The 26,943-nt window shown below is 71.2% G+C and carries 22 protein-coding genes (1 of these 22 running past the window's edge); 6 read left to right on the forward strand and 16 right to left on the reverse strand.

Annotated features, from left to right (window positions below; translation table 11 throughout):
- The 3 genes from ACFO0C_RS25265 to ACFO0C_RS25275 form a co-directional block, all read right to left on the reverse strand.
- Positions 1-26, reverse strand: part of the annotated coding region (locus ACFO0C_RS25265) for a tetratricopeptide repeat protein (protein ID WP_449191311.1) (this coding region is incomplete at its 3' end). The annotated region extends 271 nt beyond the left edge of the window; 26 of its 297 annotated nt are in view.
- A gap of 2,212 nt (positions 27-2,238) precedes the next feature.
- On the reverse strand, positions 2,239-3,687 hold the full coding sequence (locus tag ACFO0C_RS25270; RefSeq protein ID WP_378069156.1) for an esterase/lipase family protein: 1,449 nt from the start codon (positions 3,685-3,687) through the stop codon (positions 2,239-2,241).
- 179 nt (positions 3,688-3,866) lie between these two features.
- Positions 3,867-5,927 carry an RCC1 domain-containing protein gene (locus tag ACFO0C_RS25275; protein WP_378069157.1) on the reverse strand — a complete coding sequence of 687 codons (2,061 nt, stop codon included), beginning with the start codon at positions 5,925-5,927 and terminating at the stop codon, positions 3,867-3,869.
- Between the two features lie 331 nt (positions 5,928-6,258).
- Here ACFO0C_RS25275 and ACFO0C_RS25280 point away from each other — a divergent pair, with 331 nt between their 5' ends.
- Positions 6,259-6,978, forward strand: a complete 720-nt coding sequence (locus ACFO0C_RS25280; protein WP_378069158.1) for a class I SAM-dependent methyltransferase — start codon at positions 6,259-6,261, stop codon at positions 6,976-6,978.
- Positions 6,979-6,990: 12 nt separating this feature from the next.
- On the opposite strand, the gene ACFO0C_RS25285 is transcribed toward ACFO0C_RS25280, so the two are convergent.
- The 3 genes from ACFO0C_RS25285 to ACFO0C_RS25295 all read right to left on the reverse strand — a co-directional run bounded on the left by ACFO0C_RS25285 (position 6,991) and on the right by ACFO0C_RS25295 (position 10,624).
- Positions 6,991-7,515, reverse strand: a complete 525-nt coding sequence (locus ACFO0C_RS25285) for a GNAT family N-acetyltransferase (RefSeq protein WP_378069159.1) — start codon at positions 7,513-7,515, stop codon at positions 6,991-6,993.
- Positions 7,516-7,736: 221 nt separating this feature from the next.
- A complete protein-coding gene (locus ACFO0C_RS25290; protein ID WP_378069160.1) occupies positions 7,737-10,472 on the reverse strand; it encodes a helix-turn-helix transcriptional regulator in 2,736 nt (911 codons plus the stop codon).
- Positions 10,439-10,624 (reverse strand): hypothetical protein, encoded by a 186-nt coding sequence (locus ACFO0C_RS25295; protein ID WP_378069161.1) that lies wholly within the window; start codon positions 10,622-10,624, stop codon positions 10,439-10,441. The genes ACFO0C_RS25290 and ACFO0C_RS25295 overlap by 34 nt, the downstream gene beginning before the upstream one ends.
- A gap of 156 nt (positions 10,625-10,780) precedes the next feature.
- Between ACFO0C_RS25295 and ACFO0C_RS25300 the strand changes: the two genes are divergently transcribed.
- The gene (locus ACFO0C_RS25300; protein ID WP_378069162.1) at positions 10,781-11,071 is read left to right on the forward strand and encodes a hypothetical protein; all 291 of its coding nucleotides are present in this window, start codon (positions 10,781-10,783) and stop codon (positions 11,069-11,071) included.
- 4 nt (positions 11,072-11,075) lie between these two features.
- Here ACFO0C_RS25300 and ACFO0C_RS25305 read toward each other — a convergent pair whose 3' ends face one another.
- Together ACFO0C_RS25305 and ACFO0C_RS25310 are read right to left on the reverse strand one after the other, a co-directional pair.
- Positions 11,076-11,951 (reverse strand): tetratricopeptide repeat protein, encoded by an 876-nt coding sequence (locus tag ACFO0C_RS25305; protein WP_378069163.1) that lies wholly within the window; start codon positions 11,949-11,951, stop codon positions 11,076-11,078.
- Between the two features lie 72 nt (positions 11,952-12,023).
- Positions 12,024-12,470, reverse strand: coding sequence for a hypothetical protein (locus ACFO0C_RS25310; protein ID WP_378069164.1), 447 nt, complete (start codon positions 12,468-12,470; stop codon positions 12,024-12,026).
- Between the two features lie 498 nt (positions 12,471-12,968).
- Between ACFO0C_RS25310 and ACFO0C_RS25315 the strand changes: the two genes are divergently transcribed.
- From ACFO0C_RS25315 to ACFO0C_RS25330, 4 genes are all read left to right on the forward strand, one after another.
- Entirely contained in the window at positions 12,969-13,136 is a 168-nt protein-coding gene (locus tag ACFO0C_RS25315) for a hypothetical protein (protein WP_378069165.1), read from the forward strand.
- A gap of 105 nt (positions 13,137-13,241) precedes the next feature.
- Positions 13,242-13,760: a hypothetical protein gene (locus tag ACFO0C_RS25320; RefSeq protein WP_378069166.1), complete on the forward strand. Its 519-nt coding sequence runs from the start codon at positions 13,242-13,244 to the stop codon at positions 13,758-13,760.
- Positions 13,761-14,062: 302 nt separating this feature from the next.
- Positions 14,063-16,639, forward strand: a complete 2,577-nt coding sequence (gene rph, locus ACFO0C_RS25325; protein WP_378069167.1) for a rifamycin-inactivating phosphotransferase — start codon at positions 14,063-14,065, stop codon at positions 16,637-16,639.
- Positions 16,640-16,661: 22 nt separating this feature from the next.
- Positions 16,662-17,642: a glycerophosphodiester phosphodiesterase family protein gene (locus tag ACFO0C_RS25330; protein ID WP_378069168.1), complete on the forward strand. Its 981-nt coding sequence runs from the start codon at positions 16,662-16,664 to the stop codon at positions 17,640-17,642.
- Here the strand turns inward: ACFO0C_RS25330 and ACFO0C_RS25335 are convergent.
- The 8 genes from ACFO0C_RS25335 to ACFO0C_RS25370 all read right to left on the reverse strand — a co-directional run bounded on the left by ACFO0C_RS25335 (position 17,639) and on the right by ACFO0C_RS25370 (position 26,819).
- Entirely contained in the window at positions 17,639-18,391 is a 753-nt protein-coding gene (locus tag ACFO0C_RS25335) for an SDR family NAD(P)-dependent oxidoreductase (protein WP_378069169.1), read from the reverse strand. The genes ACFO0C_RS25330 and ACFO0C_RS25335 overlap by 4 nt on opposite strands.
- Positions 18,392-18,417: 26 nt before the next feature.
- Positions 18,418-19,698 carry an enolase C-terminal domain-like protein gene (locus ACFO0C_RS25340; protein ID WP_378069170.1) on the reverse strand — a complete coding sequence of 427 codons (1,281 nt, stop codon included), beginning with the start codon at positions 19,696-19,698 and terminating at the stop codon, positions 18,418-18,420.
- Positions 19,695-20,528 carry a fumarylacetoacetate hydrolase family protein gene (locus ACFO0C_RS25345; RefSeq protein ID WP_378069171.1) on the reverse strand — a complete coding sequence of 278 codons (834 nt, stop codon included), beginning with the start codon at positions 20,526-20,528 and terminating at the stop codon, positions 19,695-19,697. Before ACFO0C_RS25345 ends, ACFO0C_RS25340 begins: the two co-directional genes overlap by 4 nt.
- Positions 20,525-21,352, reverse strand: coding sequence for an amidohydrolase family protein (locus tag ACFO0C_RS25350; protein ID WP_378069172.1), 828 nt, complete (start codon positions 21,350-21,352; stop codon positions 20,525-20,527). Before ACFO0C_RS25350 ends, ACFO0C_RS25345 begins: the two co-directional genes overlap by 4 nt.
- Positions 21,349-22,308 (reverse strand): aldo/keto reductase, encoded by a 960-nt coding sequence (locus ACFO0C_RS25355; RefSeq protein ID WP_378069173.1) that lies wholly within the window; start codon positions 22,306-22,308, stop codon positions 21,349-21,351. Before ACFO0C_RS25355 ends, ACFO0C_RS25350 begins: the two co-directional genes overlap by 4 nt.
- A gap of 174 nt (positions 22,309-22,482) precedes the next feature.
- Complete coding sequence (locus ACFO0C_RS25360) at positions 22,483-23,154, reverse strand: FadR/GntR family transcriptional regulator (RefSeq protein WP_378069174.1); 672 nt, start codon at positions 23,152-23,154, stop codon at positions 22,483-22,485.
- A 44-nt stretch (positions 23,155-23,198) separates the two neighbouring features.
- Positions 23,199-25,631, reverse strand: a complete 2,433-nt coding sequence (locus tag ACFO0C_RS25365) for an ATP-binding protein (protein WP_378069175.1) — start codon at positions 25,629-25,631, stop codon at positions 23,199-23,201.
- 99 nt (positions 25,632-25,730) lie between these two features.
- The gene (locus tag ACFO0C_RS25370) at positions 25,731-26,819 is read right to left on the reverse strand and encodes a glycoside hydrolase family 19 protein (RefSeq protein WP_378069176.1); all 1,089 of its coding nucleotides are present in this window, start codon (positions 26,817-26,819) and stop codon (positions 25,731-25,733) included.
- Positions 26,820-26,943 lie beyond the last annotated feature (124 nt).

Genomic DNA, 26,943 nt, shown 5'->3' on the forward strand with positions numbered 1-26,943 from the left:
CGGCCAGCCGCCGGTAGGCGGTGCACGCCGAGGTCGCGCTGGCGAGCGTCGCCGGGTCATCGGCGGCGGATTGGCGGGTGGCGAGCGTGGCGAGGGCAGATGCCCACTCGGCGAGCTTGTCGTCGGTCTCGTCGTCGTCCGGCCGTGGCGGCATAGCTGCCGTGGCGGCGATGAGCGCCAATTGGCGCAGCTCTGTGTGCCCGATCGGGATCACCGCGTTGAACTGCTGTAGCGGTAGCGGGCTGTCGTCGCGTCCGGCCAGTTCGGTCAGCGGTGCGACGAACGGGCCACCCCGGTGCAGCGCGACCGCGAACGCTTGCGGCCACAGCCCGGTTCTCCGCTGCAGTGCGGCGCGGGCAAGCTCGGTGGCTGCCTGCCGGGCGGCGATGCTGCGTTCGGCGGTACGGGTGAGGTTGTCGCAGAATCGAGAGGCCAGGCTGTCGAACACCGTCGTTGCCGTGCGCGTGTCCTCCTGCTCGGGCAGTAGGTCGACGGCCAGAGCGTATCGGGCCGGCTCACCCGGGAACTCGCCGAGGATGAGATGCTCGGCGACCGGGTCCGGCCGCAGCGCGAGAACGTCGTCGCCGTCACCCACCAGCTGCGCCAGTCCTTCCACCAGCTGGGCGGGCGCGAGCCGGGTGTAGTCGGCGATCTCGGCATGACGCAGGACGGTGGCCAGTTGCCGCCGGGTCGGCGACAGCAGACTCACGTACGCCGCAGCCATTCGCAAACCCTCGGCGGCCGGACGGTCGTGGAACCGGCCCTCGATCGTTTCCGCCCAATGGGCCAGCTCCCGGTCGATGACCTCGTTGAACAGGCCGGTGCGGGACGTCGGCCGGTCGGCGTCGGCGCGGGCGGCGAGCCAGGCGAGCATGACCAGTTCGAGAGTGCTCCACCGGCTGGCGTCCTCGGGTCCGTCCGGGTCGTCGACCGCCTCGGCGGTGTTGGCGAACCGGCGGTAGGCGCGGTTGAACAGCCGTACCGGGTCGGGGTGCCGGGCGTCGAGGCGTAGCTGCGGGAAGGTCTGCCGTGACACACCCGTGCGGGTGAGTTCCTTGTCGAGTGCGGTCCACCAGTCGGCGCGGAACCGGGCGGTGAACAGCACGGCCGTGGGTCGCCGCCGGGTGGACAGATCACGGAGCAGGTCGCGTAGCGCTTCGGTGGGCCACCGCTCGACATAGTCGATCACGACGAGTATCGGCGAGGCCACCCGGACCAGCCAGGACAGCTCGTCAGCGGCGGGCGGGGCGATCAGGAACCCGGCATGCCACCGGTCGCGGATCAGCCGGTTGGCGAGCTCGGCGGCGAGGTGGGTCTTGCCCGCGCCACCGACGCCCTCGACGACCGCGATCCGCAGCGGCTCGGCAGGCCCATCCGCGCCAGTGCTCTCCTGAAGGGGTTCCCCGGCGGGGGCGCGGCACCAGCCCAGGAGCAGGTCCAACTCAGGCCGAGGCTGGAACGGCACCACCGTGGTCCGGGCGCGCAGTTCCGCCAGCGGACCATCGCCGGCCGACGCCTGCGGCTGGTACGGGGGCTCCAACGGCAGCACGGTCGGCCGGCCAGGCGGCTCGAGCGCGTTGCTCGTGTCGTAGAAACGTCCGACGTCGACGCCCAACTGCCACCGCCACCGGTCCCCGGCGAGCAACTCGGCCGCCGACCGCACCGCTGCGGCGAAGTCGGCCGGACCGGACCCGTATCCCTCGCTGGCCAGAGTGATGTCGATCGGAAGGAACCCGCCCATGTCGTCGGCGTAGGTCCGCAGTCCGCCATGCGTCCAGGCCGGCATCGCCGTCAACACCGGCTGGTCGCCGCCCGGCGCGTCGTAGTCGCGGTGCCCACCGATTGCCGTCCACTGGCTGGGAAGCCAGACCACGACGATCGCATGAGCAACACCTCCGTTGGCCGCCTCGGCCACCACGATCAGCGGGTGAACACCCGCGGCCAGGCACGCTCCGGCGAACGCGACCGACAGATCCAGGCAATTGCCCCACCCGGGCACCTGGAAGATCTCGTCAGGCGGGCGGATCAGCTGCCCGCTACCCGTACCGGTGATCGGCTCGTCGGCGTAGCGCACCCGGGCGGCGGAGAAAGCCGCGTAGATCGCCTCCACCCGGCTCAACACGTCCCCGCCGTGCCCCTCTGCCCGGGCCGGCAGGCCCGGCAGCCGTCGGGCCACCTCGTCGGGCTGCACGTAGAGCAGCAGCCCGGCCGGATTGTCCGCACGCCACGCCGGCCACCTCACCGCGTTTCCCCCACCTGCGGATCAAGGACCACGACCTGCGCCTGGGCCGTAAGATCGACGCCTGCCTCGACCGTGACGTCGTAGCTCCCGGCGGGCAAGGGCGGCAATTCACCCCGCCAGCGTGTGCCGGCCGGGCAGTTCGGGTCGGGCAGCAGATCCCGCACCTGTCGGGGCCCGCCACCGATCGGGGTGACGCTCATCCGAACCCGGTCCGCGGCCAACGGAGCCGGCAACACGTTCACCGTCAGCGGCTCCGGCTCACCCGCGACGGCGAAGTCCTCAAGGTCCAAGCCCAGCCACGGCCGGTCCGGCAGCTCGCCGCCACGGGTCGGGATCGGCTCGCCGGCATATGACCGCAGCACGTCGACCGGATCCGCGATCGACCCCATCGGCCCGTGCCGTGCCGCGACCGGCCGCCAGTCCTTCGGCGACTCACCCAGCTCGACCGGGATGGCGCACAATGCCGGCACCGTGCCGTCGCCGGCCCAGCCGGCATTCCCGCGCCACGGCGGATCCTCCTTCGACACCGTCAGCCGGCCATCATCGACAGTCGCCAGGTTGGGGGTGCCGTGCCCGCGTGCGAAGTACGGCACCACGTCAGGCCGTTGGGCAGCCTCCAGCGCCGACCAACCATCGCGGAGACGCTCATGGACAGCCCGGGCATCAGCAGCCATCCCGGCGAACGTCTCAGCGTAGGCGGCCAGGCCCGGGTCGGCGTCCACCATCGAGGCCGGTAGCGTGGTCAACTCCATCGGGGCCGCCGCCTCGGCATCCCACACCGCTGGATACTGCGGCAGAAGCTCATACATCGACGGCCAACCGCGGATCACCCGGGTCATCCGCGGATCCCGCAGCCTGCCCGCACCCGCACCGTTGATCAGCCAGTCGAGGGCCTTCGGTGCCCCTCGCGCCGGAGTCCCCAGAGTGATCAACGCGCGGCAGCGTCGCCAGCCCTCCAGAACCCCGACCCAGTAACGGGCGACGAGCCCACCCATCGAATGCGCCAGCACGATCACCGGCCGGTCATCGCGAGACAGCCGGTGCGACAACGCCTCCTCGACCGCCTCATGAACGCGGATTGCGGCATCGGCCACCGAACGACGGAAGTCGTACGGCACCAGCAACACGTCAGTTCGGGGATCCACCTTGCCCGGCCGATACGTGTCGATCACCGCATCCGGGAACGCGTTGTACAGGTGCAAGCGGATCCGCTGATATCCGGGCAACGTCAGCAGGGGTGGCAGGATCGACAAGTCCTTGACCAGCTTGACCGGCTCCAGCCGGGGCGACCTCGCCAGATCCAGCCGAGCCGGCGAAGCCACCGCCCCTACCAGAGCCGAGGCGGTCAGACCGTAACGGACCTGCTCCACAGCCGGTTCGGGGCCGGCCAGCTCGCTGCCGCCGATGCCCGGGAGAACCACCACCAGGTGCCGCAGCCGCGCCATGCCACCTCCCGCGTGTGTCACACCAGATAGGACAGGCTAGCGAAGAAGTCCGATGAAGCCGCCACTCTTCATACCTTCGGCCGACGGACGACCCGAATCTGTCCCCGGCACCGGTCCATTCGTTCAGGGTGCGCCTTCCACCCTGGCGGTGACTCCCGGAACCGGCGGCCGGGACCATCTCAGGGCACCCGGACCGGACGCCGCACGATCAGGGCCCGGCCCACCTGGCCGGCCGCGTTGTCGCCCCAGCACCACAGGCTGTGATCGGTACTGATGCCGCAGGCGTGCGCGCCGCCCGCACTCGCCGCCAGCCAGGTCCCGTCGCCGGACAGGACCGGGGCGTCCCGGCCGATGGTGGTGCCGTCGCCGAGCTGACCTGCGGCGTTACCGCCCCAGCACCACAGGCTCGCGTCGGTGCGGACACCACAGGCGGCCGACGACCCGACGGCGACGCTCGCCCAGTTCCGGTCACCGGTGACCTCGAGCGGCGCGGTCAGGGCGGGCCCACCGCCCCAGCACCACAGGCGATGATCGGCGTCGACGGCGCAGGTGCGGTCGGCCCCGGCACGCAGCGAGACGACACCGGTCAGTCCGGTCACCGGGGCGCCGGGAGCGGCCACCGCACCGTCGCCGTGCTGGCCGAGGGAGTCGTCGCCCCAGCACCAGACCGCTCCGGCCCGGTCGGCGGCGCAGGTGTGATGGTCGCCGGCGGTGACGTCCGCGACGTCGGCCCGTACCCGGGTCGGCGCCAGTTCCCCGGCCGACGGCTCCGAGGTGACCTGGCCCCGGCTGTTGTCACCCCAGCACCAGACGACACCGTCGGTCTGCACGGCACACGCGTGCGACTCGCCGACGCCGACGCTCACCCACCCGGTGCCGTCACCGACCCGGGCCGGTGGGTGAGCGTCCCAGCACCACAGTGTCGCGTCGGCCCGGACGGCGCAGGTGGTGTCCCCGCCGGCCGCGATCGCCCACCAGCTCCCGGGCACCTGCCTCATCGCGGCTCCGCCGCCCCAGCACCACACCGATCTGTCGGTACGCCGTGCGCAGGTGTGCCGAGCACCGGTGACGACTTCGGCCCAGTCCGTGCGATCACCGACCCGGACAGCGGAGGGGACACTCGTCGACGAGACGGACGTGCCGTCGCCGAGGTGGCCGCCGGAGTTGTCGCCCCAGCACCACAGGCCGCCGTCGCCGGTCAGCGCACACGTGTACCGGAACCCGGCGATGACCTGCCTCGTCGTGAGGTCGGCGTTCACCGGGACCGGCCGGGTGGAGCCGGCGGTGGTGTTGTCACCGAGCTGACCGTTGTCATTCGCGCCCCAGCACCGGGTGCCACCCGCGGTGGTCAGCGCGCACGTGTGGTCCGTGCCGGCGGCCACCGACGCCCACGAGGTTCCAGCGCCGACACGGACCGGCCGGTCCCGATCGACGGTGGTGCTGTCACCGAGCTGCCCGGAGCCGTTGTCACCCCAGCACCACAGTGCCTTCGCGGTGTCGACGGCGCAGGTGTGATCGTGCGTGGCGTTCACGCTGGTCCAGGACGACGAGGTCCCGACCCGGACCGGTGACGTCTGCTGGCCCTGGTCCGGGCCGGTGCCGAGCTCGCCGGACGGCCCGGATCCCCAGCACCACAGCGTGCCGTCGTCGCGGACGCCGCACGTGTGTGACCCGCCGAGATCGACGTCGGTCCAGGTGCCCGTTCCGATACGGGCCGGTTCCGGGCGGTCCTGGTCGGTGCCGTCACCGATCATCCGGTCGGCGTTGGAACCCCAGCACCACAGGCTGCGGTCGTTCCGGATCGCGCACGTGGTGTTCCCCGAGGTGGTGACCGTGGCCCAGGTCGCGTCGGTCCCGACCCTGGCCGGTGGCAGGGCGCCGCCGCCGGTGGTGCCGAGCCCGAGCTGCCCGTTCGAGTTGCTGCCCCAGCACCACAGGCTGCCGTCGGTGCGTGTCCCGCACGTGTGGGTCCCGGCGGGCGACACGGACGCCCAGTCCGTGCTGTCACCCACGCGGACCGGCGCGTTCCGCTGCGTACCGTCGCCGGCGTCGCCCCAGCACCACAGCGTCCCGTCGCCGGCGATCGCACAGTTGGCCCTCCCGGAGCCGGTGGACACCGACTTCCAGGCCACCGTCGAGCCGGCCGGGGAAGAGGCCGACCCGGCCGGGGGAGCCGGTGCGCCCGGGCCGGCGGTGGCGGATCCTGGATGAGGAGCCGGAGCGCCCGGGAAAGCGGCCACAGCGCCTCGATAGGGAGCCGGCGTGCCCCGGGAGGAAGCCGAAGAAGGCGCAACACCCGGCGAGGAGGACGGGGTGCCCCGGGCGGGGACGGCGAATGCTGTGACCATGCACAAGGCTGCCGCCAGGAGTCCCGCGTGACTTCGAGATACCGGCATCGGTGTTCCCTTCCGGACGGAGTAGTTGATCTTCCGTTCGGTTCAACGACCCTCGGTGACCAGCCGCCTCGCCCGTGAGACGCGGTGATCGGCGGCACCACCGCCGGGCGTCGCGCGGTGGCCACGGCCGGGTGTAGGTACCGTTACGGTCCACGGCGTACCAAATGGGGTGGTCATGGCTCTTGATCTTCATGCGGCTTCGTTCGGTGACGCGGCCGAGGCCTACGCCCGGGGCCGTCCGTCCTATCCGGCCGAGGCGGTGGCCTGGGCGGTTCCGGCGGCAGCGCGGCGCGTGCTGGATCTCGGTGCCGGCACCGGGAAGCTGACGCGGGTCCTGCTGGACGCCGGTTTCCAGGTCGACGCCGTCGAGCCTTCGGCGCAGATGCGCGATCAACTCGCGGTTTCCGCTGGTCAGGCTTCCCTTTTCGAGGGTACGGGGGAGAGCATCCCACTACCCGACGCGTCGGTGGACGCCGCCGTGTGCGCACAGGCGTGGCACTGGGTCGACCCCGCCCGAGCCGTCCCCGAGGTGGCCCGCGTGCTCGGGCCCGGCGGCACCCTCGCCCTGATCTGGAACATCCGCGACCACGACGAACCGTGGGTGGCCGCCCTCGACGACGTCCTGCACCGGCACACCCGCCAGGAGATCGACACCGCCCCGCCGATCGGCGGCCCGTTCGAGGAGCCGGAACGCGCCGAGTTCCGCTGGCGGCACCCACTGAACCGGGACTCGCTGCTGGACATGGTCGCCTCGCGCAGCTACGTGATCCTGCTGCCGGAACCGCAGCGGCGGGCACTGTTCGACAGCGTCCTCGGCCTGCTGGACCGGCACGGCGTCGGCGACGAGTTCGAGATGCCGTACCTCACCCGCTGCACCCGCGCGCGTCTGCGGTGACCATGGGGGAGTTCATAGCGGAATCCAGTACCGCTTCGACTTCCCCGAGCCGGTGTCACGGACGTCTTCGAGCAACCCACCGTGCCCTTCGATAGTGCGCGCCGAGGCCACGTTGTCGGTCTTGCAGGTCAGCAGAACGCGATCCATTCCGAGTCGGCGTGCCTCGTCCAGCATCGTGCCGAGTGCCCAGGAAGCCAGACCTCGGCGACGCGCAACCGGTCGGACGCCGTATCCGATGTGCCCTCCGACGTCGAGTAGTGAGTCGTTCAGCTCGTGCCGAAGCGCGATCGCGCCGACCACCTCGTCATCGTTGATCACCCATCGATAAGTGCAGTGCACCCATCCATCCTCGGGCGGGACCGACCGATCCTCGTGCGCGTGCAGACGCCCGACCCAGGCTGCGAAGCCCGCCGGGGAGTCCACCTCATCGATGGAACGCAGACCAGCGCCGGGCTGGTGAGTACCTCGACCCCAGTCGTCACGGGAGTCAAGCCAGGCGGTGTGCAGGCGGATCGTGGGCTTGACCAGTCTGAGCATAGGCGGACGGTAGCGTCACCTCTCGATGAGCTGCACGGGCTTTATCGCTGGTGCCAGCTCGCCCATCGGCAGGACCAGGCAGCGGACTTGGCGGCCACTGGGCACCCTGGGCTCGCGGCCGGGGCACCGCGGCCGAAGCGACGCGGACCGTCGGCCACTGGCTGCTGCTCGGCCACGGCTTCCAGCGCATGGAACCGGACGATCTCAGTAGAGCCAGGCACTCAGCGCCGTCCGACCAGGTCGCCCACCTCGGTACGCGACGAAACCCCCAGTTTCCGCAGGATGTTCGACACGTGCACCGCCGCCGTCTTCGGTGAGATGTACAGCCGCTGCGCCAGCTCCGTGTTGGTCAGCCCGTCACTGATCAGCACCGCCACCTCCCGCTCCCGGGGCGTCAGGGCGGCCGGGCCGGTGACCGCGGCCGGCGCGTCCGCCGGTGCCATGCCCAGTTGGGCCCGCACCCGGTCCAGCTGCGTCACCCGCCAGCCGCACCACCCGGCCAGCAGGGGAGTGGCCGCCTCGACCTGCACCTGCGCCTCACCCCGCCGGTCGGCCGCGAGAAGGCAACGGGCCGCACCGACCCGGACCGTCCCGCGGACCGCCGGACTCAGAGTGTGTGCCTCGACGATGGACAGATAGCCGGCCAGCGCCTCGGCGTGCCGGCCGTGTGCCTCGGCGACCTGCGCCTCCACCAGAACCCGGTACGCGTCCCACACCTCCGCGTCCAGCAGCAGCCCGGCCATCGCGTCCAGACGATCGGCCGGCAGCCCGAGTTCGAGCGCCGCCGAGACCAGGTCGTGGGCCTGCTCGCCGCTGCGCCAGCTCTGCTCCGCCAGCCCGGCGACCAGCTCCGCGAGGGCGGCCTCGGCGCGCGGCCGATCATGACGGCGGCAGGCCAGGTGAAAGGCGAGGCCCGGAATGACGGTCGGCGGATTGTTCGGCAGCGCCGCCAGATCGGTGATCAACTCGTCGACCTGGTCGAGCTCACCGGACTCCAGCGACAACCCGGCCAGGAACACCCCGTGGAAGTCGGCCCACCGGCCCCGACGCCGCAGACTCCGGTCCTGGGCCCGGCCCTCCTGCAACGCCGCGACCGCCGCACCCAGGTCACCGGATCGCAGCGCCAGCCGCGCCCGGCCCTGGAAATAGGCGGCCACCGCCATCGACTCGAACCCGGCCCGCTCGGCGTTGACCCGCATCCGCTCCAGGATCTCGGCATGCTCCGCCTCCGACGGCGGCGCCCCGTGCACGAGCACGTTCAGCGCCCGCGCCGCCAGCACCCACTCACCGGCCGCCTCGGCCTCCGTCACCAGCGCCGACAGGATCCGGCCTCCGTCGGCGGCGGTGTGCGGCACCTCCGACAGCGCCGAACCCTTCTCCAGCAGCGCGGTCATCCGCACGCCCGGCAGGTCGAACTCGTCGGCCAGCGCCAGCGCCCGGTCCGCCCACAGCAGCGCCGTCTCGGTCTCGTCGTACAGATACGCCGACTGGGCGATCGCCGTCATCGCCCGCGCCTGCCCGGCACCCGGTGGAAGCTGCGCGATCAGGCTCTCGATGTCGGCGGTCAGCGCACGGACCTCCGTTGTCTCCCGTGACTCCCACGCGATCCGGACCAGCAGATACAGCGCCTCGGCCTGATCGGACGGATCACCGGCGTGCGCCCGCCACCGTCGCCCGTGCCGCTGCGCGTCGTCGAGCAGACCGGCCAGCCAGGCCGCCCGGGCCGCCGCACCGAGCAGCTCGGCGTCCTCCGGAACCTCGTCCAGCCCCATCTCGGCCAGCTGCAGCGCCTGATAGGCCGAACCGATCGACAGATACAGCGCCGCACCGTGCCGGGCCGCCGCGATCATGTCGTCGTACCGGCCGGCGCCCCGCGCATGATGCGCCACCATCGCCGGATCCGACCCGCCGCCGCGCAACAGCACGTCCAGCGCCGCCTCGTGCAGCCGCCGCCGCTGCCGGCCCAGCATCTGCCCGGCGATCGCCTCCCGCACCAGCGCATGCCGGAACGCGAACTCGTCCTCACCCGACTCGACCAGCACACCCCGCGTCACCAGGTCCCGCAGCACGGCGATCAGCTGATCCTCGTCGGTGCCGGTCACGTCGGCCAGCAGGTCGAACAGGATCCGATGGCCGAGCACCGTGGCGGCCTCGACGATCCGGTGACTCGCCGGATCCAGATCCTCCACGTGACGCCGCAGCACATCCGCGAGACTCCACGGCAGCGGCTGATCGACGAGCGCCTCCAGGTCGTACCCCGGCAAGGCTTTCAAAAGCTCTTCGAGGAAGAACGGGTTGCCGCCGGTGCGCTGGTGCAGCGCGGTCGCGGCACGCAACGGGGCCGGGGCACCGATGGCTGCCGCGAGCAGGGCCGCGGTCTGCGCCGGAGACAACCGATCCAGCCGTACGTGTGTGACGGCGTGCCGTCGTTCGAGCTGCGCCAGCAGCCCCGCCACCGGCTGACGACGCGTCACCTCGTCAGGCCGGTACGTCCCGATCAGCAGCCGCGGCCCGCGCTGGTCGGCGATCCGCTCGAACAGCGCGGCACTCTCCGAGTCGGCCCAGTGCAGATCCTCGAAGACGATGACCGCCGGCGCGTCACCGATCAGCCCGGCGAGGATCGCGAGCCCCGTGTGCAGCCGCTCGACCGGGCTGCGCTCGGCGTCGGCCAGCGCGGCCAGCTGCCTGTCGTCGACGCCGGGCCGCCCGTCGATGGCGTCCAGCAGCACCTCGTAGGGCCGGGCCAGCGATCCCGGCTCGGCCTGCCCGACCAGCACGATCGTTCCCGCCGGCACGATGTCGAGCAACTCGGCGACCAGCCGGGTCTTCCCGATGCCGGGCTCACCGGCGATGATCGCCACCGCCGGCTCGCGGGACTTCGCGAGCTGCGCCAGCCGGCGCAGCTCGCTTCCCCGCCCGATCATCACCGGGCTGGCACCACCACGGCCGTTTCGCACGACGACAGGGTACCGGCGGGCCGCCCCCGCGCCTTACGCCCACGGCGGGTCAGCCGGGCACTCGACAGCAGGCGCTCCCGATCGGCGTCGGCGATCATCTCGCGGCTGCGGTCGTGGGCCAGGTCGAGCATGAACTCAGGGTTGGTGAACATTTCCGTCTCCTCGCGGTTCGTCGATGTGTCAATCGTCGTCCGTAAGGAGGGCCGGCACATGGGGTGCCGTTACCTATCTTCCCAGCTCAACGAGCCGTAGGTAGGGTACTCAGGCCGCCTAGGCATACCTAGGAGCGCGGGTGCAGAATGATCGCCGTGACGCGCTTTCAGGCGGATGTGGCACAGGGTGACCTGGAAGGGTTCATGCTGGTGCGCCCGGACGGCACCCTGACCGACGAGGTGGTCCACGTGCAGTGGATGGACAACCACCCGGCCGGCCCCGACACGCACGTGACGGTGTCGTTCGACGACGGGGAGAACGTGGAGTTCCCGTTCGGCGTCCCGGTCGTCAAGATCAGACTGGCCGACGTGGCGTCCCTGGGTCCCGGCGAGGCTCGCCTCGCGGCACCGGCCGGCTGGGGGACGCCCATCGACCCCTGGTGCTGACGCCTCACGAGGCCTGCGGCTGCCCCCGGCGCACGACGAAGAGGTGGGCGTCCAGGATCCGGCCCGCCTGGCGGCCCGCCTCGTGGATCTCGTCGTCGGACATCGCCGCGACGATCTGGTGGGCCTCGTGCAGGCCGTCGCCGTTGCCGGTGCCGAGCATGACCAGATACCAGCGCAGCGCCTGGACGAGATCGACCGGGCCGCCGAACCCGTCGCGATACCAGCAGGCCGCCGCGAACATGCACCCCTGATGCCCGGCCTCGGCGCCGCGCACATACCACCGCAGCGCCTCGTCGTCGATGTCGAGTTCGCTGAGACGGTTCGCCAGATGCGGGTACGAGTCGGTCACCCCGGCCTCCGCCGCCCGCCGCAACCACGACACCGCCTCGTGCGGGTCACCGGCCGCCACGCCGAGATTGTGGGCCGCGTAGCCGTCGCCGGCCTCCGCGGCCAGGCGGTTCAGCTCCGCCGACCGGGCCGGGTCGCCCTCCCGGATCAGGAACGCCAAGGTCCGCTGCCCCTCCGGATCACCGGCTGCCGCGGCCGCCTCCAGCAGCGCGATGCCGGCCTGCGGCTGGTCGAGGAAGAACGCGAGAGCGACACCGCACAGCGTTCCGGCGCGAGCATTCCCGGGCGACAGATCTTTCAGAGGGGGTACGAGCAACGCCACCTCCCGTCCAGCCCGAGGATCGTTCTCCTTCGCCGCGTTGAGGAACCACTGCATCGCACCGACCGGATCGTGGCGCTCGTGGGCGTACAGAATGCCGAGATCGAACGCCGCCTGAGGATCACCTTGCGCCGCGGCAGCCAGCAGGAGCCGCTCCGCCTCCGCGTCGTCCTTGGGGACGCCCTGGCCGGTGGCGTACATGACACCGGCCATCCGCAGCGCCCCGGCATCGCCGAGGTCAGCGGCCCGGCGATACCACCGCAGCGCCGTCTCGTAGCGCCGGGGTTACCGGTGCGGCGGGCCCCACGGCCCGGGTGCCGGGTAGCCCGAGTAGGCGGCGGGTGCCGGGCGGGCGGTGAAGTACGCGCGGACCTCGCGCGGCACGACCAGCCCGAGCAGCACGGCCAGGGGCAGGACGAACATGGCCAGCCCGAGGAACGGGAAGCCGTCCAGGCTGAACGAGACGAGCAGGGCGAACGAACCGATGAGCGTGGCCAGCGAAACCAGCACGAGAGCGGTGACCCAGGCCCACATCCGGCCCCGGACCAGCTGGAACGCCAGCGGCAGAAGGAACACCGAGAGGGCGAACGGGATCGCGTTGAGGACCAGGAACACCGTCCGTGAGCCGGTGCTCCACTCGTCACCGGAGAACGTCAGGGCCGTCTGCACGATGAGCCGCAGAATGTTCAGGGCCCCGAGCAGCGCGACACCGGCCGCGACGATGCGCACCATCGGCGGTACGACGGGAGTTCCAGGGCCGGGTGAAACCTGCACGATCACGAATCCTCACTCTGCGGTGGCCACCCGGGAACGCCGGACGACCTCAGCGAAGATCGTAGATCGAACTCGAACGGGTGTCCGCCCCGCTGCTGCCCGCGTCTACGATGCCTGCACGACCTTCGACTACCGGTGAGCGGCGGATCAGCGTGACATTGCAAGGATCCGCGCGACGGCGGGATGTCATCGGCCATGTTGCGTCGCGGATTCCCGTACGCCGGAACGGTGATTGTCTTCGGGTTGCCGTCGACGGTCCGGACGGTTCCGGGAAGACCGTTTTCGCGGACGAGCTCGCCGCGGCGGTGCGTGCGCTCGGCCGGCCGGTCGTCCGCGTGTCGGTGGACGATTTCCACAACGTCCGGACCGTGCGTTACCGGCAGGGCCGCGAGTCCCCGCTGGGATTCTGGGAGGACTCGTACGATTATCGACGGTTCCGGGACGACGTTCTGGAGGATGGCCGTCCGCGACGGCACGAACCCCGATCCAGGTCATCCGGGAATGCGTCGCTATGTCGAGGCGCAACGCATCTACTTCGCGAGTTGTTCGCCCCAGCAACGGGCCGACATCCTCATCGACAACGAGAATTTCGAGACCCCACAGATCGTACGGACGACCGGCTGACCTGCCACGGAGTGTTCAGAAACCCGCCGGCCCGGCATACGAGGTCAGCCATGTGGCCGACGGGCAGGGACGGGCCGGACTCGCTGCCTCCACTTTCGGAGCCGGTTGCGGCCGTTCCTGTCGGTGTCGATTCTGGCCGTGCTGCCGAGTGGAGCATCCGCGGGCGGCCGATGGAGTCGTCGACTCCCGCTTTCCGCCGGTTGTTCCAGCGTCCTGACCTGCGGGTACTGCACACCGGCAGATCTACTGTCGCTGCGAACAGGACTCTTCGAGAACGAGCATTATCCGACCGTCGTCGGTGCGGAACTCGGCCAGCGAGAAATCGCCTGGGGGCTCCGCGCCACTGGTGACGGACCGCCTCACTCGTTCCAGCAGCGCTTCGTGTTGCCGGCCGAAAACCTCGCGCGGCGCAGAGCCATCGGCGTGCAGAACGCGCAGGCCGGGACGCTCCAACAGCCGTCGTACCGCAGCGGCATGGGCCTCGATCTGCCGCCCGCACATGCGCCAGTGGTCACCCTGCCCGTCGACCCATTGGCGTTCCCTGATCGGCTGCGTCCCCGCGTCGGCGACGTGAACCGGATCAGAGACCCCGGAACTCGCCGCACAGCCTGGATCGGGGAATGACGGAGACTCTTCTGGCACGACGCCAGTATCACCCGGATGAAGGTCGGGCGGTTCGAGATGCCGCCGGCATGGTGCGGGTCGCGGTGTCGCGGCTGCCTTCCGGTAGCAGAACCGTGAACTGGGCGATCACCCCGTCATCAAGGCCGTCCGGGCCATTCATCTCCTCGGACGATCGCGTCGTCGACGGCAAACAGCGTGTGGGTGAGCCCTTCCACCTCCAAGCTATAGCGGAAGGGGGACCTTGCCGCAAGACCCGGGGCAGCGGGCACAATCGGGTCGTTTCCTCGCCCATGGGAAAGCGCATGCGAAAGCACATGAGAAAGCACGGGGGAGAGGACGGGTCAGCGGTGAGCCGCTACGTCGTGAGACTGGACGAGATCGATCGGGGCTCGGTGGCCCTTGCCGGGGGCAAAGGCGCGCACCTCGGGGAACTCTCGCGGATCGGTGGCCTCCGGGTGCCACCGGGATTCTGCGTCACCACCGAGGCCTTCGAATGGATAGCTTCCGCCTTCGACAAGGAACTCGAACGGCTCGAAAGTGCCGACCCGGACGATCAGGAAACGGTGCGGGGGCTCGGCGCGGAACTGCGGGAAAGGATCGAGACGGTACCGATTCCCGATGATCTGGCGGCGGAGATCGAGGCCGCACTGGATCAGGGACACTATGCGGTGCGGTCGAGCGCGACGGCGGAGGATTCGGCGGCGGCCTCGTTCGCCGGGCAGCACGACACCTACCTCAACGTTCCCGGCGACGCGGTCCTCGTACACGTGCGGCGCTGCTGGGCCTCGCTCTTCGCCGACCGGGCGGTCGCCTATCGGCTGCGCAACGGCGTCGACCACCGGAGTGTCCGGATGGCTGTCGTGGTGCAGCGCATGGTGTTCCCGCGGGCGTCGGGAATCATGTTCACCGCCGACCCGGTCACCGGGAACCGGCGGACGACCTCGATCGACGCGGGCTTCGGGCTCGGCGAGGCGCTGGTGTCCGGCCTGGTCAACCCGGACGTCTACCAGGTCCGCGGCGGGGCGATCACCGCGCGGACCATCGCCGTGAAACGGCTCAAAATCGAAGCAACACCGGAAGGCGGCACCGCACCGCAGGCGATCGTCTCCGGCGAGCAGGTCCTCAAAGACGAGGAGATCGTACGGCTGAACGCCCTCGGAAAGCAGATAGAGGCACATTTCGGGCGGCCGCAGGATATCGAATGGTGCCTGGACGACGACGGTTTCGCGATCGTCCAGAGTCGTCCGATCACCACCCTGTTCCCGGTCCCGGAGGCGCCCGACGACACCAACCGGGTGTACGTGTCGGTCGGCCACCAGCAGATGATGACCGAGGCGATGAGGCCGCTGGGCCTGTCGGTGTGGAAACTGACGTCCCCGGGCGAGATGCGTGATGCCGGCGGCCGCCTGTTCGTCGAGGTCACCTCGCGTGTCACCGAGAACCTGCTGACGATGATGTCCCAGTCGGACCCGCTGATGGGTGACGCCCTGCGCAGTGTCGTCGACAGTGGTTTCGTCCCGCTCGCCCCGGACACCGGCCGCCCACCCGTCCCGGGCCCGGCCGCACCCGAGCCGGTCGCGACCGACTCGGCGATCGTGGCCGGCCTGATCGAGGATCGGCGGAACATGCTGGCCGAACTCGAGCGGGACATCGCCGGAAGGTCCGGCCTGGATCTGCTGGACTTCGTTCTCGCGGACGTTCAGGAGATCCGCAAGATGCTGTTCGACCCGCGTAACATGCCGGCGATCATGGCCGGCATGGAGTCGACGTGGTGGCTCAACGAGCATCTGGAACAGTGGCTGGGGGAGAAGAACGCGGCCGACGTCCTCACCCGTTCGGCGCCCGACAACATCACCTCCGAGATGGGGATGGCCCTGCTGGACGTGGCGGATGTGCTCCGGCCGTACCCCCAAGTGGTTGATCTTCTGGAAAGCGGCGCCGGACCGGACCGTCTGCCGGAGGTGCCCGGCGGCCGTGCGGCCCTCGACGCGATCCAGGGGTTCCTCGACGTGCATGGCGTGCGCTGCGTCGGCGAGATCGACATCACGCGTCCGCGCTGGTCGGAGGAGCCGTCGGCGATCGTGCCGCTGATTCTCGGCAACGTCCGCAACGCCGAGCCGGGTGCGGCCGCCCGCCGGTTCGAGCAGGGTCGCCGGGAGGCCGAGGCGAAGGAGCTTGAGGTGCTGGCCCGGCTGCGGGAGCTGCCGGACGGCGAGGCGAAGGCCGCCGAGACGAAACAGAAGATCGACCGGCTGCGGACCTTCATCGGCTACCGCGAGTACCCGAAGTACTACCTGGTCAGCCGCTACTTCATCTACAAGCGGGCGCTGCTGGCCGAGGCGGCCCGGCTGACCGCGGCCGGGGTGATCGGGGACCCGGAGGACGTCTACTTCCTCACCCTGCCGGAGTTCCGGGACGTCGTGGCCGCCCAGCACGCCGACCACGACCTGATCCGGGAGCGCCGGGAGGCGTTCGCGTTCTATGAGACGCTGACCGCGCCGCGGGTGCTGACCTCCGACGGCGAGGCGGTGACCGGCGCCTACCGCCGCGGGGATCTGCCGGACGGCGCGCTGGCCGGCCTGCCCGTCTCGGCCGGCACCGTGGAGGGTCGCGCCCGGGTCGTCCACGACGTGGCCGACGCCGACCTGGCGGCCGGCGACATCCTGGTGACCGCCTACACCGATCCGAGCTGGACCCCGGCGTTCGTGACGATCACCGGCCTGGTGACCGAGGTCGGCGGGCAGATGACCCACGGCGCGGTGATCGCCCGCGAGTACGGACTGCCCGCCGTCGTCGGCGTCGAGAACGCCACCACCCTGATCAAGGACGGTCAGCGGATCCGGGTGCACGGGACGGACGGCTTCGTCGAGATCATTTGACCTCCGATGGCATGCTGTCCGGATGCCGAAGCTGAAACGCCGTCGACTGTGGCTGACCCTGGCCGTGTTTCTGCTGCTGACGGCCGGTCTGTGGGCAGGCAACTCCTCGGTGCTGCACGGCTCCGGGCAGCGCCGGCCGCCGCTGCTCGCGCACCGGGGGATCAGCCAGACGTTCCCGATCGACGGCTTGCAGAACGACACGTGCACGGCCACCCGCATCCATCCGCCGGATCACCCGTACATCGAGAACACCATCGTGTCGATGCGGGCGGCCTTCGACGCCGGCGCCGACATGCTGGAGTTCGACGTGCAGCTGACCGCCGACGGGCAGCTGGCGGTCTTCCACGACTCGATGCTGGAGTGCCGCACCGACGGCACCGGCCGGGTCGCCGACCACACCCTCGCCGAGCTGCGACGTCTCGACCTCGGTCACGGTTACACCGCCGACGGCGGTGCCACGTTCCCGTTGCGCGGCAAGGCGGTCGGGCTGATGCCCACGGCACCGGAGGTGGTGGCCGCGTTCCCCGGCCGTGAACTGCTGATCGACCTCAAGAACAACGACGCCGCCGACGGGTCAGCGCTGGCCGATTATCTGACGACTCTTCCGGCGGACCGGCTGGCGACCATCAGCGTGTACGGCGGCGACATCCCGGTCGAGGCGGTGCGATCCCGGCTGCCCGGGCTCCGGGCCACGTCGAAGGCCATCATGAAGGACTGCCTGATCGACTACCTGGCGACCGGCTGGACCAGCCACGTGCCGGACAGCTGCCACCACACCGAACTGCACCTGCCCGAAGCCTACGGCCGGTACCTGTGGGGCTGGCCGAACCTGTTCGTCGACCGGATGCGCGACGCGGACACCCGGGTGATCCTGGTCGCCGGTGACGGCGGCTGGTCGGAGGGCTTCGACCAGCCGGACGATGTGGACGCCATACCCTCCGGTTGGTCCGGCTGGCTGTGGACCAACCGGGTCGACGTGATCGCCCCGCTCACCGATCGTTAACGGGCGGGCAGCCGCAGCCCCGACATGCCGCCGTCGACCGCCAGCGACATCCCCGTGGTGGCGCCGGCGTCCGGCGACGCCAGATAGGCCACCGCGCCCGCCACCTCCTGCGCCGTCACCAGGCGCCCGGTCGGCTGCCGGGCCTCCAGCCGGGCCCGTTCGGCCGCCGGGTCGGTCGTCCGGGCCAGCAGCCGCGCCACCCACGGGGTGTCCACCGTGCCCGGCGCGACACAGTTCACCCGGATCCCCTCGGTGACCAGGTCGGCGGCCATCGCCAGGGTCAGCGCGTGCACGGCACCCTTGGACGCCGAATACAGCGCCCGCTGCACCAGCCCGGCGGTCGCCGCGATCGAGGAGAGGTTGACGATGGCGCCGTGCCCGCTCTCCCGCAGGTACGGCAGCGCCGCCGCGGACGCCCGCGCGATGCCGGTGACGTTGACGTCGAGGACCCGCGCCCACTCGTCGTCGTCGTTGGCCTCGACGGTGCCGACCGAGCTGATGCCGGCATTGTTGACCAGCACGTCGATGCCACCGAACGCACCGGCCACGGTGGCCATCGCCGCCTCCAGCGAGCCACGGGAGCAGACGTCGGCGATCACCGGGAGCAGGCCGTCGTCGGACGGGGTGCCGGGCTGCACGTCGAGCAGGCCGACCCGGGCGCCACGGGCCCGGAACTCGGCGGCGACCGCGGCGCCGATGCCGGAGCCCCCACCGGTGACGACAGCGACCAGGGAACCGAAACCAGTCATGACCAACCTCTCGTGAGATGGGTGAATCAGGCCCACTCCGGCCCGTCCGGAAAGGAGAACCGGGCCAGCGTCTCCGGCAGCATCCGGGCCGAGAACCCCGGCGCCTGCGGCAGCTGATACGCGCCGTCCCGGATCACCACCGGGTCGGCGAAGTGTTCGTGCAGGTGGTCGACGTACTCGATGACCCGGTCCTGGAGGCTGCCGGAGACGGCCACGAAGTCGAACATCGACAGATGCTGGACCAGCTCGCACAGCCCGACCCCGCCGGCGTGCGGGCACACCGGCCGGCCGAACTTCGCGGCCAGCAGCAGGATCGCCAGGTTCTCGTTGACGCCCGCCACCCGGCAGGCGTCGATCTGCACCACGTCGACCGCCTCGGCCTGCAGCAGCTGTTTGAACACGACCCGGTTCTGGACGTGCTCGCCGGTCGCGACCCGGATGCCCGCCGGCCGCAGGGCCCGGCGGACGGCGGCGTGCCCGAGGATGTCGTCGGGGCTGGTCGGCTCCTCGATCCACCACGGGTCGTACGGCGCCAGCGCCCCCATCCACTCGATCGCCTGCGGCACGTCCCACCGCTGGTTGGCGTCGACCGCGATCCGGATGCCGTCGCCGACGGTTCGCCGGGCCAGGGCCATCCGCCGCACGTCGTCGGCCAGGTCGTGGCCCACCTTCAACTTGATCTGCCGATAACCGTCGGCCACCGCCTCCCGGGCCAGGCGCTCCAGCTTCTCGTCGGAGTAGCCGAGCCAGCCCGGTGACGTGGTGTACGCCGGATACCCGCGTTCGGCGAGCAGCGTGATCCGCTCCTCACGGCCGGGCCGGGCCGCCTCCAGCAGGTCGATCGCCTCGGCCGGCCCGAGGGCGTCGGTCAGGTAGCGCCAGTCGACGAGATCGACGACCTCCCGCGGGGTGAGGTCGGCCAGGAACCGCCACACCGGTTTCCCGGCTGCCTTGGCGGCCAGGTCCCAGGCGGCGTTGATCACCGCGGCCGCGGCCAGGTGGACGACACCCTTCTCCGGGCCGAGCCAGCGGAACTGCGAGTCGTGGGTGAGCCGCCGCGCGAACTCGCCGAGGTCGTCCACCGGGTGGCCGACGACCAGGGGGGCAAGCGCTTCGACGGCGGCCTGGCAGATCTCGTTGCCACGGCCGATGGTGAACGTGAACCCGTGCCCCTGCACGCCGGTGTCGCTGCTCAGCACCACGTACGCGGCCGAGTAGTCGGGGTCCGGGTTCATCGCGTCGGAGCCGTCCAGCTCCCGCGAGGTGGGGAAGCGTACGTCGTACGTCCGCATCGCCGTGATCTTCATGTGGCGTCCCGGACCGTGTTGCGCTGGCCGCCCAGCCCGTCGATCTCGACCTCGACCACGTCACCGGCGGTGAGGTAGGGGAACCGGCCGGACAGCGCGACCCCCTCCGGTGTGCCGGTGTTGATCAGGTCGCCCGGCTCCAGGACCGTGTACTGCGACAGGTGCCAGATCAGATAGGCGACGTCGAAGATCATGTCGGCGGTGGTGGAGTCCTGCCGCGGCTCGCCGTTGACCCGGCTGCGCAGCCGCAGATCGCCCGGATCGGCCAGCTCGTCCGGGGTGACCAGGTACGGGCCGAGCGGGTTGAACGTCTCGCACGACTTGCCCTTGGACCACTGCCCGCCGGACTGTTCGAGCTGGAACTCCCGCTCGGACAGGTCGTTGGAGACCACATAGCCGGCGATGTGCCCGGCCGCGTCGGCCGGCGACTCCAGGTACCGCGCGGTCCGTCCGATCACCACACCCAGCTCGACCTCCCAGTCGACCCGGGTGGCCCGGCGCGGGATCAGCACGTCGTCGTGCGGGCCGACGATCGTGCCGGGCGCCTTGTAGAACATGATCGGCGACTCCGGCGGGGTCGCGCCGGACTCGGCCGCGTGCGCCGCATAGTTCTGCCCGACGCACAGCACCACGCCGGGCCGGGCGATCGGCGGGCCGAGCCGAACGCCGGCGATGTCCGTCTCGGGGAGCCCGGCCGTGGACCGGACGCCCCCGGCGGCCAGGAACGCACCGGTGATGTCGGCGGTCACCGGGGACAGGTCGTAGTACCGCCCGTCCGACTCGGCGACCGGCCGCTCGCTGCCGGCGGATCCGACTCGCAGGTATCTCACGTGAGCTCCAAACGGTAGGTACTGATGGCGGTGCCGCTGAAGACGTCCGCCGGGAGGCCGCCGAGCAGTGCGCCGATCGCCTCCTTGACCTCGGTGTAGCCCGCCGCGACTTCGAGGACGGGCCAGTCCGAGCCGAACATCAGGCGGTTCGTTCCGAACATATCGACTGCCGTCTCCACATAGGGCCGCAGGTCGTCCGGAGTCCACGTCGCCCAGTCGGCCTCGGCGACCAGCCCGGACAGTTTCGCGACCACGTTGGGCCGGGCCGCGACCGGCGCGATCAGCTCACGCCACCGCCGCAGCTCCCCGGCCGCGATCGCCGGTTTGCCGAGGTGGTCCAGGACGAACGTGGAGTGCGGCAGCGCCGCCGCGGCGCGGGCCACCGACGGCAGCTGCGCGGCCCGGACCACCAGCTCGTTGACCAGCCCGGCGGCGGCCACCGTCGCCAGGCCGGCCCGCACCGGCGGCCGGTCGAGGAAGTCGTCGGCCTCGGCCTGCACCTGGTCGCGGATGCCGACGAGCAGACGGCCGCCGGGCCCGGCCCGGTAGGCGGCGATCGTGTCCGCCAGCAGCGGATCGAGCAGGCTCGCCCAGCCGACCACGCCGGCGATCTCCGGGGTGTCCCGGGCGGTCTCCAGGAACAGCCGCGTCTCGGCGCCCTCGCAGCGGCCCGCCTCCACCAGGACGGTCCGGTCCACCCCGGCGGCACCGAGCACCGCACGCAGGTCGTCGACGGTGTAGTCGCGGCGGATCCGGGCCAGCGACGGATCCCGCAGCCAGGGATAGTCGGCGGTCCACAGGTGCTGGTGCGCGTCGATGATCACGTGATCAGACCTTCCGAACGCAGGTCGGCCCAGAGCGCGCCGGGCACGGCGAACCCCGCCATCGCGACGGCGTCCCCGACCTCGTCCGGGCTGCGGGCGCCGACCAGCACGGCCGTCACCGCCGGATGGGTGAACGGGAACTGGATCGCGGCGGCCCGCAACGGCACGCCGTGACGCCGGCACACCCGCCGGATCGCCAGCGCCCGGTCGACCAGGTGCTGGTCGGCGGGCGCGTAGTCGAAGGTCGCGCCTGGCCTCGGGTCGGCCAGCAGGCCCGAGTTGAACACGCCCGCGGCGATCACCGCCACACCGCGGTCCGCGCACAGCGGCAGCAGCTCGCCGGCGCCGGACTGGTCCAGCAGCGTGAACCGGCCGGCCATCAGCACCGCGTCCAGTCCGCCGGTGCGCACCAGGTCGGCGAGCATCGCGGCCTGGTTCATGCCGGCCGACACCGCCGAGATCCGGCCCTGTTCCCGCAGGTCCACCAGCGCCGGGAGGGCTTCGCCGACGGCCGCGCCGAAGTGCTCGTCCGGGTCGTGCAGGTGCAGCACGTCGGCCCGTTCCAGACCGAGACGATCAAGACTTTCGGCGTACGACCGCCGCACGCCCGCCGCACTGAAGTCGAAGACCGGCGTCACCCCGGTGGGCTCGGCCCAGATGTCCTGGGCGTCCGACCCGCCCGGCCGCAGCAGCCGGCCCACCTTCGTGGACAGTGTGAACGACTCCCGTGGCCGCTCGGCGAGCACCGGCCCGGCCCGCCGCTCCGACAGGCCGTAGCCGTAGAGCGGGGCGGTGTCGAAGAACCGGATCCCCAGCCGCCACGCGTGCTCCACCGTGGCCCGGGCCGCCTGCTCACCGACCGGCGAGTACAACCCGCCGAGCGGTGCCATCCCCAGCCCGAGCCGGGTGACCCGGACCGGGGTCCGGCCGAGCCGGACCTGCTCCAGCGGGTTCATGACCCGGCGTGGATCCGCCGGACGGTCAGGGAGTTACGCATCTTCATCGTGTGAGCCCTTTCGGTGGAAAAGGGTGCCGCACCATGGATTCAACATCCGATGTATGACTAGGTCAATTGGAGATTGTTCGGGCTTTAGTCGGTAGCAGCGGTCGATACATCCGATGACTGACGCTCAGAGGGCGTGGCGCAGCCACTCCTCGACACCGGCGATGTGGATCGTCGCCCACGACCGCGCCAGGTCCGGACGCCGGGCGGCCAGGGCGTCGTGGATGGCCTGATGCTGCTCCCGGGTCCTCGCGACCGCACCCTCCTGGGTCAGCCCCCGCCACACCCGGGCCCGGCTGGTCGGCGCCGACAGGCCCTCGATCAGCGAACACAGCACCCCGTTGCCGGCGCCGGCCGCGATCCGGCGATGGAACTCCAGATCGTTGGCGACGAGCGCGTCGAGCGTCGGATCAGGACCGAGCTCGTCCAGCAGCGCCTGCAACTTCTCGATGTCGGAGGCGGACATCCGCTCCGCCGCCAGCGCGGTCGCCGCCGGCTCCAGGATCCGCCGCACCTCGAGAAACTGCAGCACGGTGTCGTCGCGGTGGAAGTCGACGACGAAACTCAGCGCGTCGAGCAGCACACCCGGGTCCAGACTGGTCACATAGGTGCCGTCACCCTGGCGCACGTCGAGCACCCGGATCATCGACAGCGCCCGGACCGCCTCCCGCAGCGAACTGCGCGACAGCCCGAGACGCGCCGCGAGATCCGCCTCCCGTGGCAGCCGGTCACCGGGCCCCAGCTCGCCCGACGTGATCATGCTCTTGATCTTCCCGATCGCGTCGTCGGTCAGCGCCACGCGACATCTCCCGTCGATGCGTCCCCGGCAGGCACGCCCCGACCTTACCGCCGCGGCCGCCGCCACCTCATCCTCGTCGACTTCCCGGCGAGCGATTCGAGCGGCGCCGGAACCGGATGGTCGTGATCGACGTAGAGGCCGTGGGCCCTCCGGGCGAACCGGCGGGCACTGAGTCGTCGCCGCCGCCCGGCACTGGCACGGGCCAGCCCGTAGGCGGCCTGCGCGGCGAGCAGCGGCTGCTCGGTGTCGCGGGCCAGAGTGGACGCCCGCTCGAAACAGCGCTGCGCCTCCGTCCACCGCCGCTGGGCCAGCATCGTCTCGCCCAGCCCGACCAGGGCCAGCGCCGTGCCGCCGGGATCGTCGAGCTCGCTGTCGACCTCGAGCGCCTCCTCGTACAGCACGCGCGCCTGATCCAGCCGGCCGAGGCCACGCAGCGACGTGGCGCTGTCGGCCAGGGCCCCGGCCAGCATGGTCCGGTCGCCGATCCGCCGCAGCCGGTCCAGTGCCTGGTGGTGAAGGTCGGCCGAGTCGTCGACCCGCCTCTCGGCGGCGGCGACGCTCCCGAGCCCGGACCAGGCGGCGGCCTCGCTGTGCGCGTCACCGAGCCGCTCCGCCACGGCCTGGGTCGCCCGGAAGGCCCCGGCCGCCCTCGCGTAGTCCTTCGCGTCGAACAGGATCTCCCCGATGTTGTACAGCAGCCGCGCCCGCAGCCCCTCGTCACCGGCCGCGACCGCGTGCCGGACGGCCTGCTCGTACAGCGGCAGGGCGGCCGCCCGGTCCTCGTGCCAGAAGACGATCTGCCCGAGCACCATCAAGGCGAGCGCCTGGCCCCGGTCGTCACCGGCGGCCCGCGACTCGGTCAGGGCCCGCCGGGCCAGGTCGCGTGCCTCGTCCGGGCGGCTGCGCCGGAAACGGGCCGCCGCGAGGTTGTGCAGGGCGATGCCGCGGGCCCGTGGGCCGGCGGCGGCCTCCGCGGCGGCGCTGTGCAGCAGCGACGCCTCGGTCAGCAGGCCGGCCGTGTCGAGGTGCCGGTAGAGGACCTCCGACAGGTCGGTGGCCACCTCGGGCCGCCCGTGCTCGGCGGCGGTGAGAGCCACCCGGACCAGCGCCGGCACCTCGGCGGTGAGCCAGGCCCGTGCCGCGGCCTCGTCGCCCAGGCCGGGCAGCGCGACCGAGTCACCGGCCGGGAACGAGGGAAGGGTGTGCCGCAACGCCGGGTACGCGGTCGTGGCCGCGAGCGCCGAAGCCGCCCGGTAGTAGCCGGCGAGCCGGTCCCGGGCGGCCTCGGCCTCGCCGGCGGCCTCGGCCAGATCCAGGGCGTAGAGACGCAGCAGGTCGTGCAGGGCGAACCGGCCACGGCCGCGGGCCTCGACGAGATTGGCCCGGGCCAGCTCGTCCAGCAGGTCGTCGGCGGTGGCGACGTCGTCACCGGTCAGCGCGGCCAGGGCGTGGGCGTCGAAATCCGGGCCCGGATGCAGCCCGGCCAGGCGCAGCGCCCGCCGGGCCGGCTCACCGGGCAGCCCCTGGTACGACCACGAGAACACGGTCCGCATCGCGCTGTTCGGATCGCCGGTCCGGCTCAACGCTCGCAGCGCCGAGGTGCCGGCCAGTTCCGCGGCCAGGTCGGCGAGGGTCTGCCCGGGCTGGTCCCACAGCCGCCAGGCCGCCAGGCGCAGCGCCAGCGGCAGGCCCGCGCAGTGGCGGGCGATCGCGAGCAGTGCCTCGGGGTCCTCGCGGGCGCGGTCGCCGAGCAGCGTGGCGAGCAGGGCCTGGCAGTCCTCGTCGGACATGCGCCGCAACGTCATCTCGGCCAGGGCCAGGTTGCCGCCGAGCCGGTTGCGGCTGGTCACCACCGCCCGGGCCGGTCCGGGGCCGGGCAGCAGGGCGCGGACCTGGTCGGCGGTGGCGGCGTTGTCGAGAACCAGCAGGATCTTGCGGCCCGCGATCAGGCTCCGATATGTCGTCACCCGGGCGTCCGGCGATTCGGGTACCTCGTCGGGCTTGACGCCCAACCCTTGCAGGAGAACCGGTAGCGCCTCGGCCGCGGTGACCGGCCGATCCGGGTCGTAGCCGCGCAGATTGATGTAGAGCTGGCCGTCGGGGAACCGTCCGCGATGCCGGTCGGCCCAGTGGACCGCCAGCGCTGTCTTGCCGACGCCCGCGGTGCCCGAGACCAGTACCGAATTCTGTTTCATCTGCGCATCGAGGCGGGTCAGGTCGGTCTTGCGGCCGGTGAACCGGGGATAGATCGCCGGCAGTTGGGCGGGAACCACGACCGGTCCGGGGCTGACCTGTTGGCGGGGCCAGACGTTGTAGGAGGTGATCGCCAGGGTGATGACCGCCACGGCCGCGCTGATGATCGACGCGCCCTTGTCGCTGCTTTCGAGGCCGAAGTAGAGGGACAGGCCGATCCCGCCGACGACGATGACGAGCGGGATGAATATCACGCGGAATGTCACCCAACGTGCCTTCATCATTACTAAATGGTAGGGACTTCAAGAGGTTCAGAGTCTAGGGAAGATCCCTGATTTCTCCGGGGGAGTGGGGGCCGGCCACGCTGACGGCCCCCACCGGCATCAGCAGTACAGATTGCCGCCCGGCGCGACGCCCAGGATCGACGTGAAGCGGTTGTACGCGTCGACGCGGCTCTGCACCTGCGCCGGGTTGCCGCCGTTGCACTCCAGCGACCCGTTGATGCTGCGGATCGTCTCGCCGAAGCCGCGGCCGTTGACGATCGCGTCGTGCGGCGTCATGGTGCCCGGCCCGCGCTGGGTCATCCAGTACCAGACGGCGGTCTGGTAGGCGACCGACGACTCGTTCTTGACCCGGTCGGGGTTGTTGAGCAGGTCGATGCCGAGCGCGTCACCGGCCGCCTTGTAGTTGAAGTTCCAGCTCAGCTGGATCGGGCCACGGCCGTGGTAGGCGCTCTGCCCGGCCGGGCAGCCGTAGGGCTGGCTGCGGTCACAGTAGAGCGGCCAGTTCGCCTGGTTGATCTCCTCGACGTAGACCAGACCGCCGGACTCGTGGTTGATGTTGGCGAGGAAGGCGGCCGCCTCCTGCTTCTTCACCGTGTCGCTGCCGGTGGTGGTGAACGCCGGGTACTTCTTCACGGCGTCGATCAGGCCGGCGTACGAGTAGAACGCGATCCGGTTCGGGAACATCTGGTTGAACTGCGCCTCGGACACCGGGAAGCTGCCCGGGTTGGTCGGCGGGTTGGTGGTGCCGCCGCCGGTGCAGGTGTACGGCGACCAGTACCAGGTGCTGATCACCGGGTCGTAGCCCGGGTTCTCGTTGGTGGCCCGGTAGTACTGCCCGTTGGTGTAGCGCACGATCGACCCGGCCGGGTAGAACTGCCCGGCCACCCAGTTCGGGTAGTTGCAGCCGGTCGTCGGCGGGTTCGTGGTGCCGCCACCGCACGCGCCGTTGTCGGCCCAGACGCCGGAGCCGCCGGTGCTGGGCGTCTCGCCCTGGGTCCACCACTTGGCGGTCCAGTTGCGCCCGCTGTAGGAGGCCCGCTGCCCGCCGGTGTAGACGGCCGAGTTGTTGTAGGCCGCGACGCAGGCCTCGGCGGCACTGGACGTCGACATCGGCAGGATCGCCGCGGCGGCGCCGGCCACGGCGACACCGATCGTCGCCAGGATCGACAAAATCCGTTTTCTGGGCATGGTTCACCTTCCGTGCGCCGGGGGACGCATGGTGCGAGAGGGATGAGAGGTACATCGACTCAACTAGATGGCGAGACCCTGCGTCAAGGTATCTGTTAAGAAAGTTCAAGAATTATCAAGGGCT

The organism is Actinoplanes subglobosus, from assembly GCF_042650585.1.
GTDB classification, from domain to species: domain Bacteria; phylum Actinomycetota; class Actinomycetes; order Mycobacteriales; family Micromonosporaceae; genus Actinoplanes; species Actinoplanes subglobosus.

Excerpts from the sequence above, each read along its gene's own strand:
- ACFO0C_RS25335 (WP_378069169.1), bottom strand. The coding sequence starts at position 18,391 with ATGACTGGTTTCGGTTCCCTGGTCGCTGTCGTCACCGGTGGGGGCTCC.
- ACFO0C_RS25370 (WP_378069176.1), bottom strand. The coding sequence starts at position 26,819 with ATGCCCAGAAAACGGATTTTGTCGATCCTGGCGACGATCGGTGTCGCC.
- ACFO0C_RS25330 (WP_378069168.1), top strand. The coding sequence starts at position 16,662 with ATGCCGAAGCTGAAACGCCGTCGACTGTGGCTGACCCTGGCCGTGTTT.
- ACFO0C_RS25270 (WP_378069156.1), bottom strand. The coding sequence starts at position 3,687 with ATGGCGCGGCTGCGGCACCTGGTGGTGGTTCTCCCGGGCATCGGCGGC.
- ACFO0C_RS25295 (WP_378069161.1), bottom strand. The coding sequence starts at position 10,624 with ATGTTCACCAACCCTGAGTTCATGCTCGACCTGGCCCACGACCGCAGC.
- ACFO0C_RS25355 (WP_378069173.1), bottom strand. The coding sequence starts at position 22,308 with ATGAACCCGCTGGAGCAGGTCCGGCTCGGCCGGACCCCGGTCCGGGTC.
- ACFO0C_RS25305 (WP_378069163.1), bottom strand. The coding sequence starts at position 11,951 with ATGGCCGGTGTCATGTACGCCACCGGCCAGGGCGTCCCCAAGGACGAC.
- ACFO0C_RS25340 (WP_378069170.1), bottom strand. The coding sequence starts at position 19,698 with ATGAAGATCACGGCGATGCGGACGTACGACGTACGCTTCCCCACCTCG.
- ACFO0C_RS25280 (WP_378069158.1), top strand. The coding sequence starts at position 6,259 with ATGGCTCTTGATCTTCATGCGGCTTCGTTCGGTGACGCGGCCGAGGCC.
- rph (WP_378069167.1), top strand. The coding sequence starts at position 14,063 with ATGCGAAAGCACATGAGAAAGCACGGGGGAGAGGACGGGTCAGCGGTG.
- ACFO0C_RS25365 (WP_378069175.1), bottom strand. The coding sequence starts at position 25,631 with ATGATGAAGGCACGTTGGGTGACATTCCGCGTGATATTCATCCCGCTC.
- ACFO0C_RS25285 (WP_378069159.1), bottom strand. The coding sequence starts at position 7,515 with ATGCTCAGACTGGTCAAGCCCACGATCCGCCTGCACACCGCCTGGCTT.
- ACFO0C_RS25310 (WP_378069164.1), bottom strand. The coding sequence starts at position 12,470 with ATGGTGCGCATCGTCGCGGCCGGTGTCGCGCTGCTCGGGGCCCTGAAC.
- ACFO0C_RS25315 (WP_378069165.1), top strand. The coding sequence starts at position 12,969 with ATGGCCGTCCGCGACGGCACGAACCCCGATCCAGGTCATCCGGGAATG.